This is a genomic window from Brevibacillus brevis, assembly GCF_031583145.1.
In the GTDB taxonomy this organism is placed as follows: domain Bacteria; phylum Bacillota; class Bacilli; order Brevibacillales; family Brevibacillaceae; genus Brevibacillus; species Brevibacillus brevis_E.
On sequence record NZ_CP134050.1, the window covers coordinates 2,681,434 to 2,698,404 of the forward strand.

The window sequence follows — 16,971 nt, forward strand, 5'->3', positions numbered from 1 at the left end:
CTTTTCCTGGACCCGAAAAAGGAGATGAGAGTCCATGTATTTCCCCTCCCTGGCCGAGGTTCAATCCCTTTCGGCAGACTATTCCTTTATTCCCGTTAGCATGACCTTGTTGGCCGATCAAGAAACACCGATCCGTCTGTATCAGAAGATTCGCACAAGCGACTCGTTTCTGCTGGAGAGTGTAGAAGGCGGGGCGAGATGGGCGCGATTTTCGTTCATCGGCATGAACCCCTTTCAGATCGTGGAAGCCAAAGGCGAGGAAATCACTGTCAGCCGCCGAGGCAGCGAGCGCACCATCCATCAGGGCAATCCGGTGCACTTCCTGCGTGAGGAAATGGACCGTTACAAAAGCCCGAAGCTGCCTGGATTTCCCCGATTGAGCGGAGGCGCAGTAGGTTTCTTCGGCTACAATACGCTCCGCTACTTTGAAAATTTGCCGGCACATCGGCATGAGGCACTGCGCGTTCCCGACATGCGCTTCTTGTTCGTGGACGAGATGATCGCGTTTGACCATCTGAAGCAGGTAATTCAGCTGATCGTCAATTTGCACGTCGAAAATGGCGATACTCCAGATGACATTGCCCGAAAATACGAACAAGTCTGTGATCGGCTTGAGCGTCTTGCCGCCAACGTGTCTGCTCCCGCGGAAACGGAGCAGCGCATCCAGGTAGCCGCTCAAAAACCGGCGCCACTTTCGGTCCAGGCCAACATGAGGCGGGAGCAGTACGAGCGAATCGTGGAACAGGCAAAAGCGTACATCGCGGCAGGAGATATTTTTCAAGTGGTGCTGTCCCAGCGTTTTTCTGTAAAGACAGACGTCGATCCGTTTGCCGTGTACCGTTTGCTTCGTACGCTCAACCCGTCGCCTTATATGTTCTACCTCGAATACGAGGGGGAGACCGTCGTGGGCACATCGCCGGAGCTCCTGGTTCGTGTAGAGGACGAGAAGGTGGAGATGCGCCCGATCGCAGGAACGCGCAAGCGGGGGGCGACTCCAGAGGAAGACGAACAGCTCGCGGCGGATCTTTTGGCCGACAGCAAAGAGCGCGCCGAGCACTACATGCTGCTCGACCTCGGACGCAATGACGTCGGGAAAGTCTCCGCATACGGAAGCGTGAAGGTGGAAGAAGCGCTGGTCATCGAGAATTACTCCCATGTCATGCACATGGTCTCTCACGTCACTGGCAAGCTTCGCGAAGGACTTCACCCGTTCGATGCGCTGCTCTCGGCCTTCCCCGCCGGGACAGTCTCCGGCTCGCCCAAATTGCGGGCCATGGAAATCATCGCCGAGCTGGAGCCCGATGCCCGGCATTTGTACGCCGGAGCGATCGGATACATTTCCTTCGACGGCTCCCTGGATAGCTGCATCACCATTCGGACGCTGTTCTTCCAGGATGGCATTGCTCACGTGCAGGCCGGAGCGGGCATCGTGGCGGATTCCGTACCGGCGAGCGAGTACCAGGAGACAGTCAACAAGGCAGCCGCCATGATTTCCGCTCTGGAAAAAGCCGAGCAGTTATTCGCGCGCAAGGAGGAGATGACATGCTGACCCAGGCACTCGAACACATTTTGCAGGGCAAGCATCTGGATACAGCCGTCGCGGAAGAGGCGATGGGCGAAATCATGGACGGAAAAGCCACGCCGGCGCAGATCGGTGCTTTTCTCGCCAGCCTTCGATTGAAGGGGGAACAAGCAGAAGAGATCATCGGCTTCGCCCGTGCGATGAGAGCGCGTGCGACGAGGTTTCCTATCGATATTCCTGGTTTGGTCGATACGTGCGGTACGGGAGGGGACGGTGCCCATACGTTTAACATTTCGACGGCAAGTGCGTTTGTGGCGGCGAGCGATGGTGTACGGATCGCCAAACATGGCAACCGGGCCGTATCGAGCAAGAGCGGGAGCGCCGATGTGCTCGAGGCGCTCGGAGTTCCTGTCGACTTGTCGCCGAAGGATGCAGCCGATTGCTTGCGCGTCACCAATCTGTGCTTCCTGTTCGCTCCACTTTACCATCAGGCGATGAAGCATGCGGCAGGACCGCGCAAGGAGCTGGCCGTACGCACCGTTTTCAACCTCCTCGGACCGATGACCAATCCCGCAGGGGCCAGCCACCAGCTGATGGGCGTGTATGACCGCAAGCTGCTCGAGACGGTCGCGTCTGTGCTGGGCCAGCTCGATGTCAGGCGGGCGCTGGTCGTGGCGGGCGAGGATGGGCTCGATGAACTGACGGTGACGGGTGCCAGCCACATCGCAGAACTGCGGGATGGCGAGATTCGGACATATGAGATCACACCGGAGCAATTTGGGCTGCGCAGGCATGAAAAGGAGGCCCTGAGAGGAGGAGACGCTGCGGAGAATGCGGCGATCATCCACGAGGTGTTCTCCGGCAAGCGTGGAGCGGCCCGCGACATCGTCCTGCTGAACGCCGGGGCGATTCTGTATCTGGCAGATCGCACCAGCTCGATCGAAGCGGGCGTGATCCGGGCGGCAGAGCTGATCGACGACGGACTCGTGATGAGAAAGCTGGAGCACATCAGGCAAATCGCAGGGGGAATGATTCATGCTTCGTAAAATCGTAGAGAAAAAACGGGAGGAAGTAGGCCGCCTCCACCAGGAACACTCTCTGGCATCGCTGCTGGCGGACGCAAAAGCAATGGAGCGTCCGCGCGGCTTCCGGCAGGCCCTGGAAGAAAGCGCGAGGCCGGTCAGTGTCATAGCCGAGGTGAAAAAAGCGTCGCCTTCCAAGGGGCTGATTCGCGCGGATTTCGATCCGGTCGCGATCGCCAGAGCCTATGAGGCTGCTCAGGCAGAATGTATGTCCGTGCTAACGGATGAGTCCTTTTTCCAAGGCAGCTTGTCGTATCTTCGCCAGATTCGCGAGGTAGTCGATCGGCCTTTGCTTAGAAAGGACTTTCTCATCGATGAATGGCAAGTAATCGAAGCGCGTGCGGCAGGCGCTGATGCGATCCTGCTCATCGCGGCGATCCTCGACGGAGAAGAACTGCGCCACCTGTCCCAGACGGCTGCGGAGCTGGGGATGGACGTGCTGCTGGAAGTGCACGACCGCAAAGAATGCGACGTGGTGTTTCGATATACAGAGCCGAAGCTGCTCGGGATCAACAATCGCAATCTTCATACCTTCCAAACCGATCTGGCGGTTACGCATGGCATCATCGCGGATCTGCCCCGCTCTATCACTGTCGTAAGCGAGAGCGGAATATCCCGGCCGGTCGACATTGAACAGGTGAGAGAGGCCGGTGCGCGAGCCGTGCTGGTAGGCGAGCACTTTATGCGCCAGACGGACGTTGCTCAGGCCGTCCTTTCGCTGGTAGGGGCAGCCTCGACAGCCAAACCGGGGGTGATCTTGTGACTCGGATCAAAATCTGCGGCATCAAACAGGCGGATACTTTGGAGCTTCTTCGCGACCTTGGCGTCGATTACGTCGGTTTCGTTTTTGCCCCGAGCAAGCGACAGGTGGATGCAGCTTCAGCCACGGCACTGCTCGCGTCCGTAACGGGCCATCCTCCTGCCGTAGGCGTTTTCGTCAACCCGACGATGGAAGAATTGGCTGACGTGGTGGCTCAGGTTCCGCTCGCCGTCATCCAGCTGCACGGACAGGAGTCTCCTGCGTTTTGTCAGGAGGCACGCGATCGGTTTGGCCTGCAGGTGTGGAAAGCGCTGGCCGTCGGCGGAGAAGAGGACGCGACACGTGAAATCGGGCGATATACCGACGCAGTCGATGCGTTTTTGTTTGACACGTACGATCCGAGTCAGGCGGGCGGTACCGGCAAGCGCTTTTCCTGGGATCATATTCCTCGACTGCAGGAGAAGTGCGGGGAAAAATCGTGCATCATCGCGGGCGGAATCAACCCGGAGAACGTGGCAGAGCTGGTCGGCCGGTACAAGGCGGAGATGATCGACGTCTCCAGCGGAGTAGAGACGGACGGAGTAAAAGACGGCGAAAAAATCAAAACGTTGGTGGAGAGGGTGAAGGCGCATGAAGGAAGCAGTGGCAGCTACGCGAGTCGTGCCTGACAAAAACGGGCGCTTCGGAGCGTTTGGAGGAAAGTTTGTACCGGAGACGTTGATGAATGCGCTGACCGAGTTGGAAGCGGCGTTCGCCGAAGCGATGCAGGATCCGGCTTTTCGCGAGGAATTGAACGGATTGCTCCGCGAGTACGCAGGGCGTCCTACTCCGCTTACCTACGCGGAGCGGCTGACGGAAGAGCTCGGAGGGGCCCGCATTTATCTCAAGCGGGAAGATCTGAACCATACCGGTGCCCACAAGCTGAACAATGCCTTGGGGCAAGGGCTATTGGCAAAGCGCATGGGGAAAAAGTCGATCATCGCCGAAACGGGAGCGGGCCAGCACGGCGTAGCTAGCGCGACGGTCGCGGCGAAGCTGGGGCTTTCCTGCAAAGTGTTCATGGGCGAGGAAGACATCCGCAGGCAGTCGCTGAACGTATTTCGCATGAACCTGCTGGGCGCCGAAGTGGTTCCGGCCGTATCCGGCTCGCGCACGCTGAAGGACGCGACAAATGAAGCGATCCGCTATTGGGTCTCCAACGTGGAGGAGACGTTTTACGTGATCGGCTCGGTTGTGGGCCCGCACCCTTATCCATACATCGTGCGGGAGTTCCAGAAGATCATCGGTGAAGAGACGCGCGCGCAAATTTTGCAAATGCTGGGCAAGCTGCCGGACGAGATCATCGCCTGCGTCGGCGGGGGAAGCAATGCGATCGGGATGTTCTACCCGTTTATCTCGGACGGACAAGTCGCGCTGCGCGGTGTGGAAGCGGCCGGTCGAGGTGTGGATACTGACAAGCATGCGGCTACCCTCAGCCTCGGACGTCCGGGTGTGATCCACGGTTCTCTGACCTATTTGCTGCAGGATGAGCACGGGCAAGTGCAGGAGGCGCACTCCATTTCAGCGGGACTGGATTATCCCGGCGTCGGGCCGGAGCACGCCTACCTCAAGGATTCCGGCAGGGTGACCTACACCTCCGTTACGGACGAGGAAGCGCTGGCGGCTGTTCAGATGCTTTGCAGAACGGAAGGGATCATCCCGGCGCTCGAGAGCGCGCATGCGATCGCCGAAGCCATGAAACGCGCCCCGCAGATGTCGAAAGACGAGATTCTCGTCATTTGTCTGTCGGGCCGCGGGGACAAAGACGTGCTGACGATCCAGGATGCACTGGGAAGCAAAGAGGAGGGGAAACAGCAATGACGACAGCCGTGAATCGCATCGATAAATTGTTTGCGGATCGCAGCCGCAAACGCTTTATCCCGTATATTACCGTGGGAGATCCGACGTTGGAGGCGACCTATCAGCTCGCGCATGCATTGGTGGAAGCGGGAGCAGACCTGCTCGAGCTCGGGATTCCATATTCCGATCCGCTGGCGGACGGCCCGACGATCCAGCGGGCGTCGCAGCGAGCGCTGGAAAACGGCGTGTCGATCGGTGACGCTCTCCAGCTCGTAGCAAGATTGCGAAAATCCGGGATGGAAGCAGCGCTCGTCTTGTTTACCTACATCAATCCGGTTATGCAGTACGGGATTGACCGGTTCTTCTCCGATCTCGCCAAGTACGGTGCCGACGGAGTCGTCATTCCGGATTTGCCCGTCGAGGAAAACGGCCTGGCGGTGGAAGCGGCCAGGAAGTACGGACTCCACGTCATTTCCTTGGTGGCGCCGACCTCGGAATCGCGGATCAAGTCGATCGGGGAACAGGCAAGCGGATTCCTCTACTGCGTATCATCCCTGGGGGTTACGGGCGCCCGCGAGAGCTTGCGCGATGATCTGTCCGAGTTTTTGGAAAGAGTAAAGGCAAGCACGGCTGTCCCAACCGCTGTCGGCTTTGGGATTTCCACGCCGCAGCAGGTAAAGGCTGTCGCGCCCCATACGGACGGAGTAATCGTCGGCAGCGCGATCGTCCGAGAAATTGAGAAACATGCAGAGCAATTGAAAGATCCCGTGCAGTCCCCAGAGGCTGTCGAAAAAATAAAAACGTTTGTACATCAGCTGGCGAGTGCGCTACAATAATGGGAAAAACGTGACTGGAGTGAACGTGGATGCAACCGAAGCAACGCATACTCAATGCCCCGGTGTATCAGCCGGGGAAGCCCATTGATGACGTCAAAAGGGAATACGGTTTGACGGAAGTGATCAAGCTGGCGTCCAACGAAAATCCGTATGGCTCATCGCCGAAGGCAAAAGAAGCCATTGCCGCCCAATTGGACAATCTGTCTCTTTATCCGGACGGCGCGAGCCTGAGCCTGCGCTGGGATTTGGCCGAGTTTCTCGGGGTGAAACCAGGTCAGCTGATCTTCGGCAACGGTTCGGACGAGAACCTGCTGATGATCTCCCGCGCTTACCTCAGCGAGGGCACCAATACGGTCATGGCGAAGCCTACATTCTCCCAGTACCGTTCCAATGCGATTATCGAAGGGGCGGAGCTGATCGAGGTTCCGCTGAAGGAAGGCGTCCACGACCTGGAAGCGATGGCTGCTGCGATCAACGAGCAGACGCGTGTAGTCTGGGTGTGCAACCCGAACAACCCTTCCGGCACGATCGTGACCAAAACAGAGCTTGAGGCTTTCCTCAAACAAGTGCCGAAAAACGTTCTCGTCGTGCTGGACGAAGCGTATTACGAATACGTCGTAGATCCGGAATACCCGCAAACCGTACCGATGCTGGCTGATTATCCAAACCTGATCATCCTGCGGACGTTCTCCAAAATTTACGGGCTGGCTACGCTGCGCGTAGGGTACGGCATCGCGTCCGAAGAGATCGTTTCCCAGCTCGAGCATGTACGCGAGCCGTTCAATACGGGAACGCTGGGTCAAGTGGCCGCGAGAGCAGCCCTGCACGATCAGGATTTCGTGAAAACCTGCCGCGAACGCAATCGCGAAGGCATGAAACAATTCACTGACGCTTTTGAAGCATGGGGCCTGGAGTATTATCCATCGCAGACCAACTTCATCCTGGTGAATCTGAATCGGGATTCCGACGAAGTATTCAAGAAGCTCCTCAGTCAGGGAATCATCATCCGCTCCGGCAATGCGCTCGGCCATCCGGGCTGGCAGCGCATCACGATTGGGACTCCGGAGCAAAATGAAAAGCTCCTTGCTGCCCTGAAAGATATCGTCACAGGTGCATGAATAAAAGGATGCCGGGGGGACTCCCGGCATCTTTGTCTACACGCGCAAAGGAAGGATCGAAACATTGAAATGAAAAAAATGACCATAGCCATTATCGGCGTCGGCCTCATTGGCGGGTCGATCGCTCTGTCCATGCGTCGCGATCCGGCGATCCGGGTTGTCGGCTACGACATTCGCCAGGATAGCTTGGACAAGGCCTTGACACTTGGCGTTATTCATGCAGGGACGACAGACCTGCAGACGGCGGTGCGGGAAGCGAACGTCATCTTCCTGGCCGCCCCCGTGGAGCAGATCTTTGCCACTCTGCGGAAGCTCTCCGACCTGGACCTGCAGCCCGAAGTCATCGTGACCGACGTAGGAAGCACAAAGTCCGCAATTGTCAGCCAAGCGGTGAAAGTCGTTCCGCCCCATGTGACTTTCATCGGCGGACACCCGATGGCGGGCTCCCACAAGTCGGGGGTAGAAGCGGCATCGGATCGTCTGCTCGAAAACGCCTACTACGTGCTGACGCCTGCCTCGGATGCTCCAGAGCATCACGTGCAGCGACTCGTAGAACTGTTGTCTCTCACGCGGGCCAAAGTCGTACAGATGGATCCGGACACGCACGACCAGGTAGTGGGCGCTGTTAGCCACTTTCCTCACGTGCTGGCCTCTGCGCTCGTCAATCTGGTGGCGGGGTACGATGATGAAAACGCCTGGCACGCCCGATTGGCCGCAGGAGGATTCCGCGACATCACCCGCATCGCATCGAGCAATCCGCGTATGTGGCGGGATGTTCTGCTGCAAAACCGCGATCATATCCTGAAAATCGCGAAGGATTGGGCGAGTGCCCTTGAAGATGTGATGGACCTGGTCGAAGCGGGCGATGCGGACCGGATCGAGCATTTTTTCCAAACCGCCCGCGATTTTCGCGATGGTTTGCCGGAGCGCAAGCCCGGGGCATTGCCGCCGCTGTTCGACCTGTACATCGATATTCCCGACCATCCGGGCGAAATCGGACGAATTACCACGCTGCTCGGCGCAAAGCAGATCAACATCACAAATCTGCAGATCAGGGAAACGCGCGAGGATATTTACGGAGCCCTGCGGATTACGTTCCAGTCCCAGGACGAGATGGAAAAAGGGGAAGAGCTGCTCCGTTATTTCGATTACAATGTATACAGACGAGTCTAGCATTCTGGTACCGTCAGACTTTACAACGAAGACGCTTCACAGCATGACTGCTACGAGTTAGAAAAAGGGGAGTGGAACAGTGCTTCGCGTAAGACAAGCCAAAACAATCAACGGAACCGTCCGCGTTCCGGGAGACAAGTCGATTTCTCACCGCGCTGTCATGTTTGGGGCGCTGGCGGAAGGAACAACGAAGATCGAAGGATTCCTCCCCGGTGCCGATTGCCTGAGTACCATCAGCTGCTTTCGGAGAATGGGGATTGCCATCGAACAGGATGGCGATAAGGTCACCGTTCACGGAAAAGGGTGGTACGGACTGCAGGAGCCGTCCGAGCGGCTTGATGTCGGCAATTCGGGTACGACGATTCGCCTGATGGCAGGCATCATGTCCACCCAGCCGTTTCACGTCGTCATGGAAGGGGACGAGTCGATCGCCAAAAGGCCAATGCGCCGGGTGATCGGTCCGCTCCGGCAAATGGGAGCCAAAATCGACGGGCGGAAAGACGGGGAGTTCACGCCGCTTGCCATTCGCGGAGGCGATCTGCACGGCATCTCCTACCAGTCGCCGGTGGCCAGCGCCCAGGTAAAATCCGCGATACTGCTGGCGGGCTTGCAGGCAAAAGGAGTAACCAGCGTGACGGAGCCTCATCTGTCCCGCGATCATACCGAGCGCATGCTGCAAGCATTTGGCGTCCAGGTGATTCGCGATGGACTGACGGTCTCGGTAGAGGGTGGGCAAACCTTGAAAGGGCGGACGATTCAGGTGCCAGGGGACATCTCTTCGGCGGCATTCCTGATCGCTGCCGTCATGATGGTCCCAGGCAGCTCGCTGTTGATCGAAAACGTCGGCATCAACCCGAGCCGCACCGGTATCATCGACATCGTAAAAGCGATGGGCGGCAGCCTGGAGCTCGTCAACGAGCGTGTGGTGAACGAAGAACCGGTGGCAGACCTTTTGGTGAAGCACTCAGAACTGCACGGCATCGAGATCGAAGGGGACATCATCCCTCGTCTCATCGACGAGATTCCGGTGATTGCAGTGATGGCTACCCAGGCAACGGGGCGAACGGTCATTCGCGACGCCGAAGAACTGAAAGTAAAAGAAACAGACCGGATCGCTACGGTCGTAAGCCAGCTGTCCAAATTCGGAGCCAAGGTCACGCCAACGGATGATGGAATGATCATTGAAGGCAAAACCGAGCTGAGTGGGGCCGTAATTGACAGCATGGGGGATCACCGGATCGGCATGGCGATGGCCGTCGCTGGTCTGGCGGCGACAGGGGAAACGGGCATCGAGAATGAAGAGGCTATTGATGTTTCTTTCCCTGGATTCGCGACCTTGCTGGAAACAATCAGCCGTTCATAGACGATTTGCAAAACAACCCGCATGGAATGTCGTGCGGGTTGTTTGCTAGGGAAAAAGCGTGCCGAACTGGCAAATGGACCTGCACAAGTAAAAAATCTTTCAAGAGCCTAGTTTTTAGCAAAAATGATTTGACAAGCGCTTACATTCCGTTTATTATAAAAATACAGTATGGTTTCTCTCCACTCCTATCCAATATAATAAAGCACAGTCGTGCTACCGCCGTTTGAATGCGCTTACAATCAACGGCGGTCTTTTTTTGTACTTTTTGCCCGATTCCCGCATATGCTCGTACAAATCGGAATCTCGAAAGCAGGGATCGGGAGGGGGACGAGCAGTGTCTCATCAGGAGCTGGTCATTCGCGGGGGAACGGTCGTTACATCGTACGGCGTGAAGGAAGCCGATATTTGGATTGCGGACGGGCAAATTACCCGGATCGCCAAGGATACCTTGCCGAAAAGCTCGATGGGTGTTCCTCTCGTGGAGATCGATGCGGAAGGCATGTATTTGCTGCCCGGTTTCGTGGCTCTCCCGGATACGCCGTTGTACAAGGTAAGGGAACGCGATTCCTATCTGGATCGATTTCGTCATTTGATCAAATTGGGCTGTACAAGCCTGGTGGATACGTTTTATCCTGAGCCGTGGATGAATCATACACAGGTCAAGTACCAGCAGGCCGCTCATTACAACAGCCTGGTGGATTACATCTGGCACATCGGCCTGGACGTCTCGCAATTGAGCGAGGCACAGGTGCACGGGTGGAAACGGCGCGGCTTTTCCGCTCTGCATGTGACCGTGCGCACTCCGGAGGAAATTTCCAGCGTAAATTGGGAAACGATTTCGAGCCTTCATCCGTCAAATAAGACGATTCTTCATTTACACATGCCGTCCAGCGGCCTTGGAAAAGAACAGAAGGACCGCCTGAGACGGTCTTGGATGGAAACGACACAGTATTGGAAGCTGCGAACCGTCATACCCGATTCGACGACCGAACTGGAATCCATCGAGGCCGATCCTTATTACCATATCTTCCGATTGAAAAAAGAGTGGACGGATCGAGCCTTGCGACAAATGAACCGCCACTGGTTTCGCACCTGGCAGGTAGCGGCCCCCTTGCACGATGTGCAGGTCGATGTTCGCCGCAAATGGTGCGAGCCGGATGAACTGCTTTGCCTGCTGGTTCGACTTGCTTCGACGAATGTAGCCAAGGCTGTCGGCTTGTACCCGCGAAAAGGGACGCTGCTCCCAGGTTCGGATGCGGATATTGTTTTCCTGAAAAAGGAATTTTGGTTGACAAAGTATGATCTTTCCACTATTCTCAATTTTAACGAAACGCAACTTCCAGCATCTGTTATGTCGAACGGTAAGTGGATTTATCGAGATATGCAGTTTAGCGCTTCCATTGGCATGGGAAGGTGCCTGTTCGACACCAAACCCTACACATATGTCATATAACCCCAAAAATGGGGGTTTTTTCGTGAAGGATTCCAGCCAAGTAACGAGAAAAAGAATCGTAGGCTCGCGCAACTTTTTACATCCCCAGCAGTCTAATTTAGCAAAAGGCCGCTGAGGGATCGGAATCGCAAGGAGGTAATCCTGATCATGACCGATTCCCAGCTTATCCGAGAGATTAAAGAAGGTAATCTGGAATGCTATGCTGAACTGATTCGTCGATATGAGAAAAAGATCCTCTCCTTTGTCACGCATTTACTGCGTCAGGCTCATTTGGAACATATCGCAGAGGATATCTGTCAGGAGACGTTTTACAAGGCGTATAAAAGCATTCATTCTTTCCGAGATGTAGAGGCGACTTTCTCCACCTGGCTTTATACGATCGCGCGAAATTCTGTCCTCAGTGAGCTGCGCAAGAGCCGCAATTCGGACGTGTACTTGGACGACACGCTGCAAGTTCCCGTTGCAGCAGCCAAGAATTTGCCCGAGCAAGTGCTGCTGCGCAATGAGCGGGAGCTGATGGTCAGACAGGCAATCAACAGTTTGCCGGAGAAGCAGCGTTCCGCACTGATTTTGCGGGAATACGAGCAAATGGACTACACCGAGATCGCGACGATCCTGGATCTCACAGTCAGTTCTGTGAAGTCCTTGCTTTTCCGCGCGCGCCAAAGTATTAAAGGACAGTTGGAAACCTACATCCTGGACCCTCATTTGGATGAAGCTGAAGGGATGAATCGATGATGAGATGTGAAGAAGTTCAGGAGATGTTACCTGAATACGCCGATAACCTGTTGCCGGAAGTGACGAAGCGCCGTGTGGACCATCACATGGCGGCATGCTACGCCTGTCGTTCGGATTATGAGATGTGGACGGATAGCGGCGAATGGATGAAGATGGATAAGGAAGAGTACCATTCCGTCACGCCATCTCGTTCGATCGTAGATGCGGTCATGGCACGGATTCTCTCCGAAGAAAAGTGGGCCATTCCGATTGGGCGGAAGATCTTTAGCGTAACGGCCAGGATGCGCCGGATCGGTGCAAGTGTGGCGGTTCTTTTGCTGATGCTGTTTACCTTTACTTTGTATCTGAATACGAGCAACACGGAAGACGCCAATTCGCTCGTGATCAACGGCGAAGTGATGGCGATCAATACGCCAAAGGCCGAAGTGATCTCTTCCTCGATGCAATCGGACGACGGTACGTATGTGGTCCAGGCGGAGACAGCGGTCTCGCAGGAGGAGCCGCTTGCGAATGCGACAGCTTCGATCGTGCCACTCGACAACAAGCCGAGCTCCAGCGATCCGGCCAAGCCCAACTACAGTATTGTGCTCAGTGTTTTTGGCATTTTGATTACGGTTATCACAATGAGTTGGCTAACACGGGCTTAATGGTATATGATCATAGGAAAGACAAAGACCGTCCTTGGACGGTCTTTTGTGGCTCTACGCGGGATGGATCGCATCCGTGCAAACTTTTTACATACGAGGTGAATGTGGCATGCCAAAACAGTGGCTCTATGTCATAGATGAAGCGGTGAAGCGCATTGAGAACGACGAAGTGGAGCTCGGCTTGACTGCACTGCAAAAAGTGCAGGAACATGGAAAGGAACTCCCGGATGTCATGATGTACCTGGCAGAGGTATGGTACCGTTTGGGGCATCTGGACGAGGCGGCCAATCTGCTGACGGAGGTCATGGAAAAAAATCCGGCGATGGATCCGTCCTTGCGCAGGGAATGCCAAATGCTACTGGCCGAGATCGCCCTGGATTCCAGCGATTTTGAGACGGCTCAGCACTTGCTGTACGAGTGCAAGGAATCCGGCTATGAAAGCATCCAGCTGGATTTGCTCCTGGCTGATCTGTATTCTTTGCAGGATCTGGACGAAGTGGCGGTCAAGTACCTGGAGCAGGCGCGGCAGAAAGAGCCGGACAATCAAGACTTGCTGGCAGCTTTGGGGAATTTGTACTTCCGCATCGGGCGTGACGACGAGGCTATGAAGCTCCTGGATATGGCAGGTGAGGAGAGCTTGCCCCTGCTTATGGCAAAAGGTCGTTCTCTGGCGCAGAGCGGACAATTTGAACAGGCGTACCAGGTGTTTCGCCAGGCGCTCGTCCTCGATCAATCTCCGGAGGTGCTATACGGGTGCAGCCTGATGGCATTCCATCTGGGACGACTGGATGAAGCGGCCGAGTTGGTCAACAATCTGCAGGCGTTGGACGAGGAGTACGTAGCCTCCTACCCGCTTGCCGCGGATATCTACCTGTCTTCGGGTCGCACGGAAAAAGCGATCGATTCCCTGAAGCAGTACGTTTCGTTGTCAGGATTTGACCTCGACCAGATCCGCCGGCTGATCGCCCTTTTGACGCAAGCTGGACGCTATGATGAAGCCAAGGAATACCAGCAGCTCCACGATCTGTGGGACGAAGAAGCGGAAGACGAATAAACAAACCGGATAGATACAGGAAGTCACGTCGGTGGCTTCCTGTTTATTTTTCCGCATATTGGCAAGAATGAGGGATACAAGTACGTCATCGTAAAGAAGGGATGCAAGGATGAACTTGGCTGAGATCTTGGTGTATACCGATATCCGGCAGCTCCATCAGATTGCCGACCATTACGGATGCGAATGCAACCCTCATTCCAAAAACGAACTGATCACGTCGCTGCTGTCCAGCCTCAGACACCGGATGACCATCTCGCAAGAAGTAGCGCACTTGTCGAAGGAAGAGATGCACTTTCTGCTGCTGCTGTTTCTCGATAAGCGGACGGTGATGTCCCTGGAGGATTTGCTGGCCAAAGCCGGCATCGCCCTTGAGAGCAGCAAGGAGAAAAAACGCGAGGAAGCCAGGCGGTACATCGCTTCGGCCATGCGCCGCGGATGGATCTTCCCGGCCAAGAGCAAAACGGTCGGACAGTACCAGGTGCCGCTGGACATCAGAGAGCCGTATCTGCAGAGCTGGCTTGATAAGTGGCGGGAAGACAACCGGCTGATTTCACCCGGGCCGGATGCGTATCGGGACGAAGGGACCGCCCTTTGCGACGATATCATGCAATTTTTACAATTCCTTCAGCAGGAGCCGGTGCCGCTGACGGCGGAGGGAGGAATGTACAAGCGACACCAGCAGCAGCTGTTTCAGTTTCTCCACGTGAAGGAAGAGACACTGCAGCCCCAGAAGTGGCGCTTTGGTTACGGATTGCATTTTGACCTGTATCCAGACCGATTCTCTTTGCTCTATGACTTCTGTTACTACCATAAATGGATCGAGGAGACGGCGGGAAGGGTCGCGATCACGGAAGCGGGAATGGAACTCCTGCAGCTCTCCTATGGAGACCCGCTGTACCACGAGCTGATCCGCTTCTGGATGCGGCTGTACAAGCGCGCGATTCCCAACCTGCCCATGCTCGTCCAGCTCATACCGTTGATCGCTGCGGGAGGCTGGGTCAGCCAGCAGACGCTCTTGGATACGTTGCTGCCGTGGATCAAGGAGTTTTATTATGACTCGCCCGCTGATATTCTAGTCAATCGCGTCTGCAAGATGATGGTCCACCTCGGATTGCTCAGAGTGGGGCAGGACGAGCAGGGGCAGTGGCTGTACACGGCGACGTATGCTAGCCAAACATGGCTTCGCAAATACAATGGCTTTACAGAAACGACTATTTTATTGAAGTGAGGGATGGGTATGGAGTGGCCGAATTTCTATTCCAACGCGTACGGAACAAACAATCAAATGGTATCCGGTCTGTTGTCCGAGATGGTGATTGACGAACAGATGCGCCAGTATCGGAAGCGTACATTGTATCAGGAAATCGACGAAGCTTTGGCGAGCAAGAACAAGGAAGTATTTTTGCGCCTGACCGACGAGCTGAAGGAAATCATGGCGTATGAACAGGCGTAACCATTGAAATCAAAGCAATTGCCAGTCTCCGCACATTCATGATACGCTAGTTTCCAGAATCTACGAAATGGAAGAGGAGACGGCCTTATGCAGTGGAATGTCGATGAACTGGAAAACTGGGAGGAGCTGCGGAGCTTTGTAGACACCGCACTTCTCCCTATTTATTTGTACCGGAAAGGAAAGTCCGTGCCCGAACACGCAATGCGGATGAACTATTTGCTGAATGTAGCGGCAGCCATTGAGCAAAAATTGAAAGGGAGAGTGCTGCTGTACCCGGTCAGCTACCATTTCGCGGAAGAGCAGACCTCCCAGGAAGCGCCGGAAGGCTTTGTCCACCAAATCCTGCTGCACTTCCAAGGCGATCGGGTGCGTCCGGCGCAAACGGTTGAGGAGGCAAACGTGCTGACGCTGCCGGTAGGCGATGAGGACCTCGATTCCTCGTTGCGTTTCGAAGTGACGGTAGACGTGCTCTACAAAGAAATCATTCGCCATTGGCAGCGTTCGAGCGCGAAATAGAGCAAGACGTTTCCGGCCATAATATAGGAGAATAAGAGGGCAAGGGGCAAATTTTGACAAAATGGCAACAATCGCTTCGTTAGCCCGGATTGGAATAAGTCAGGGGAGTTGGACATTCTTGACATTGGAAAAGCCGTTAGCTATGATTGGGATTGACCTAGTGTATATGTAATGAAAACGCCATCGTTGCGCTATTTTACAGGATAAGGAGGGAAAAAGAGATGGGCGACAAACGCGAAATATCCAGACGCACATTTTTGAACTACGCTCTGATGGGAACTGGCGGGTTCCTTGCAGCGGGAATGATCACCCCTATGATTCGCTTTGCAGTGGACCCCTTGCTGAAAGGGCATGCAGGTGGAGATAAAGTGGCAGTCGGCAGTCCGGATGAATTTAATGCCGAGCCAAAACGTGTTGAATTCAAGGTCCATACCAAGGACGGTTGGTATGAAGCCGAATCCACAATGTCCGCATGGGTAACCAAAAACGAGAAGGGTGAAATCCTCGCTCTGTCCCCGATCTGTAAGCACTTGGGCTGCACGGTAGACTGGAACACCAGTCCTGAGCATCCAAACCAGTATTTCTGTCCGTGCCACATGGGCCGTTATTCGATCAACGGCGAACACATCTTGGGAACTCCTCCGTTGGTGTCCCTCGACGAGTACGAGACGGAAGTAAAAGATGGAAAACTGTATTTGGGGAAAATAAAACCAAATCCTCGTCCGGGGGTGACAGGCTAAAATGTTACAGAAAATGTATGATTGGGTCGATGAGCGCCTGAACATCACTCCAATGTGGCGTGATTTGGCCGACCACGAAGTACCTGAGCACGTGAACCCGGCCCATCATTTTTCCGCTTTCGTTTACTGCTTTGGTGGCCTAACGTTCTTTATTACCGTTATTCAAATCTTGTCTGGTATGTTTTTGACGATGTACTACGTGCCAGACATCATCAATGCGTATGAATCCGTCAATTACCTGCAGAACGAAGTAGCGTTCGGGGTAATCGTACGCGGTATGCATCACTGGGGCGCCAGCTTGGTCATTGTGATGATGTTCCTACATACGTTGCGTGTGTTCTTTACAGGTGCGTACAAAAAACCTCGCGAACTGAACTGGGTTGTCGGGATGCTGATTTTCTTCGTGATGCTCGGTCTCGGCTTCACAGGCTATCTGTTGCCATGGGATAACACCGCTTACTTCGCGACCAAAGTAGGTCTGGAGATCGCAAACTCTGTACCGCTCATTGGTCCTTACGTCAAAATGCTGCTCACGGGTGGAGACATCGTTGGTGCGCAAACGCTTTCTCGTTTCTTCGCCATCCACGTATTCTTCCTGCCGGGCGCTCTTCTCGGTCTGCTCGGGGCGCACTTTATCATGATCCGTTCGCAAGGTATCTCCGGTCCACTATAAACTG

The 16,971-nt window shown here is 55.1% G+C and carries 18 protein-coding genes; all 18 read left to right on the forward strand.

Annotated elements, in window-relative coordinates; all coding sequences use genetic code 11:
* The first annotated feature begins 34 nt into the window (after window positions 1–34).
* On the forward strand, window positions 35–1,549 hold the full coding sequence (gene trpE, locus RGB73_RS13430) for an anthranilate synthase component I (protein WP_310772789.1): 1,515 nt from the start codon (window positions 35–37) through the stop codon (window positions 1,547–1,549).
* Window positions 1,543–2,568 carry an anthranilate phosphoribosyltransferase gene (trpD, locus tag RGB73_RS13435; protein WP_310772791.1) on the forward strand — a complete coding sequence of 342 codons (1,026 nt, stop codon included), beginning with the start codon at window positions 1,543–1,545 and terminating at the stop codon, window positions 2,566–2,568. The genes trpE and trpD overlap by 7 nt, the downstream gene beginning before the upstream one ends.
* The gene (gene trpC, locus RGB73_RS13440; RefSeq protein WP_310772794.1) at window positions 2,558–3,367 is read left to right on the forward strand and encodes an indole-3-glycerol phosphate synthase TrpC; all 810 of its coding nucleotides are present in this window, start codon (window positions 2,558–2,560) and stop codon (window positions 3,365–3,367) included. The genes trpD and trpC overlap by 11 nt, the downstream gene beginning before the upstream one ends.
* Window positions 3,364–4,032 carry a phosphoribosylanthranilate isomerase gene (locus RGB73_RS13445; protein ID WP_310772796.1) on the forward strand — a complete coding sequence of 223 codons (669 nt, stop codon included), beginning with the start codon at window positions 3,364–3,366 and terminating at the stop codon, window positions 4,030–4,032. The genes trpC and RGB73_RS13445 overlap by 4 nt, the downstream gene beginning before the upstream one ends.
* Window positions 3,995–5,224: a tryptophan synthase subunit beta gene (trpB, locus tag RGB73_RS13450; protein ID WP_310772798.1), complete on the forward strand. Its 1,230-nt coding sequence runs from the start codon at window positions 3,995–3,997 to the stop codon at window positions 5,222–5,224. Before RGB73_RS13445 ends, trpB begins: the two co-directional genes overlap by 38 nt.
* Window positions 5,221–6,039 (forward strand): tryptophan synthase subunit alpha, encoded by an 819-nt coding sequence (gene trpA, locus RGB73_RS13455; RefSeq protein WP_310772800.1) that lies wholly within the window; start codon window positions 5,221–5,223, stop codon window positions 6,037–6,039. The genes trpB and trpA overlap by 4 nt, the downstream gene beginning before the upstream one ends.
* Window positions 6,040–6,068: 29 nt before the next feature.
* Complete coding sequence (gene hisC / locus RGB73_RS13460; RefSeq protein ID WP_310772802.1) at window positions 6,069–7,157, forward strand: histidinol-phosphate transaminase; 1,089 nt, start codon at window positions 6,069–6,071, stop codon at window positions 7,155–7,157.
* A gap of 69 nt (window positions 7,158–7,226) precedes the next feature.
* Window positions 7,227–8,330 carry a prephenate dehydrogenase gene (locus tag RGB73_RS13465; RefSeq protein WP_310772804.1) on the forward strand — a complete coding sequence of 368 codons (1,104 nt, stop codon included), beginning with the start codon at window positions 7,227–7,229 and terminating at the stop codon, window positions 8,328–8,330.
* 79 nt (window positions 8,331–8,409) lie between these two features.
* Window positions 8,410–9,693, forward strand: coding sequence for a 3-phosphoshikimate 1-carboxyvinyltransferase (gene aroA / locus RGB73_RS13470; protein ID WP_310772806.1), 1,284 nt, complete (start codon window positions 8,410–8,412; stop codon window positions 9,691–9,693).
* 334 nt (window positions 9,694–10,027) lie between these two features.
* Window positions 10,028–11,146, forward strand: a complete 1,119-nt coding sequence (locus RGB73_RS13475) for an amidohydrolase family protein (protein WP_310772808.1) — start codon at window positions 10,028–10,030, stop codon at window positions 11,144–11,146.
* Between the two features lie 147 nt (window positions 11,147–11,293).
* A complete protein-coding gene (locus RGB73_RS13480) occupies window positions 11,294–11,884 on the forward strand; it encodes an RNA polymerase sigma factor (protein ID WP_310772810.1) in 591 nt (196 codons plus the stop codon).
* Window positions 11,884–12,531: a zf-HC2 domain-containing protein gene (locus RGB73_RS13485; RefSeq protein WP_310774285.1), complete on the forward strand. Its 648-nt coding sequence runs from the start codon at window positions 11,884–11,886 to the stop codon at window positions 12,529–12,531. The genes RGB73_RS13480 and RGB73_RS13485 overlap by 1 nt, the downstream gene beginning before the upstream one ends.
* Before the next feature lie 109 nt (window positions 12,532–12,640).
* Window positions 12,641–13,585, forward strand: coding sequence for a tetratricopeptide repeat protein (locus RGB73_RS13490; RefSeq protein WP_310772812.1), 945 nt, complete (start codon window positions 12,641–12,643; stop codon window positions 13,583–13,585).
* 109 nt (window positions 13,586–13,694) lie between these two features.
* Window positions 13,695–14,813: a hypothetical protein gene (locus RGB73_RS13495; protein ID WP_310772814.1), complete on the forward strand. Its 1,119-nt coding sequence runs from the start codon at window positions 13,695–13,697 to the stop codon at window positions 14,811–14,813.
* 9 nt (window positions 14,814–14,822) lie between these two features.
* Window positions 14,823–15,038 carry an IDEAL domain-containing protein gene (locus tag RGB73_RS13500; RefSeq protein WP_310772816.1) on the forward strand — a complete coding sequence of 72 codons (216 nt, stop codon included), beginning with the start codon at window positions 14,823–14,825 and terminating at the stop codon, window positions 15,036–15,038.
* Between the two features lie 87 nt (window positions 15,039–15,125).
* The gene (locus tag RGB73_RS13505; protein ID WP_310772818.1) at window positions 15,126–15,554 is read left to right on the forward strand and encodes a DUF2487 family protein; all 429 of its coding nucleotides are present in this window, start codon (window positions 15,126–15,128) and stop codon (window positions 15,552–15,554) included.
* A gap of 221 nt (window positions 15,555–15,775) precedes the next feature.
* On the forward strand, window positions 15,776–16,294 hold the full coding sequence (locus tag RGB73_RS13510) for a Rieske (2Fe-2S) protein (RefSeq protein WP_310772820.1): 519 nt from the start codon (window positions 15,776–15,778) through the stop codon (window positions 16,292–16,294).
* Between the two features lies 1 nt (window position 16,295).
* Complete coding sequence (qcrB, locus tag RGB73_RS13515; protein ID WP_310772822.1) at window positions 16,296–16,967, forward strand: menaquinol-cytochrome c reductase cytochrome b subunit; 672 nt, start codon at window positions 16,296–16,298, stop codon at window positions 16,965–16,967.
* Window positions 16,968–16,971 lie beyond the last annotated feature (4 nt).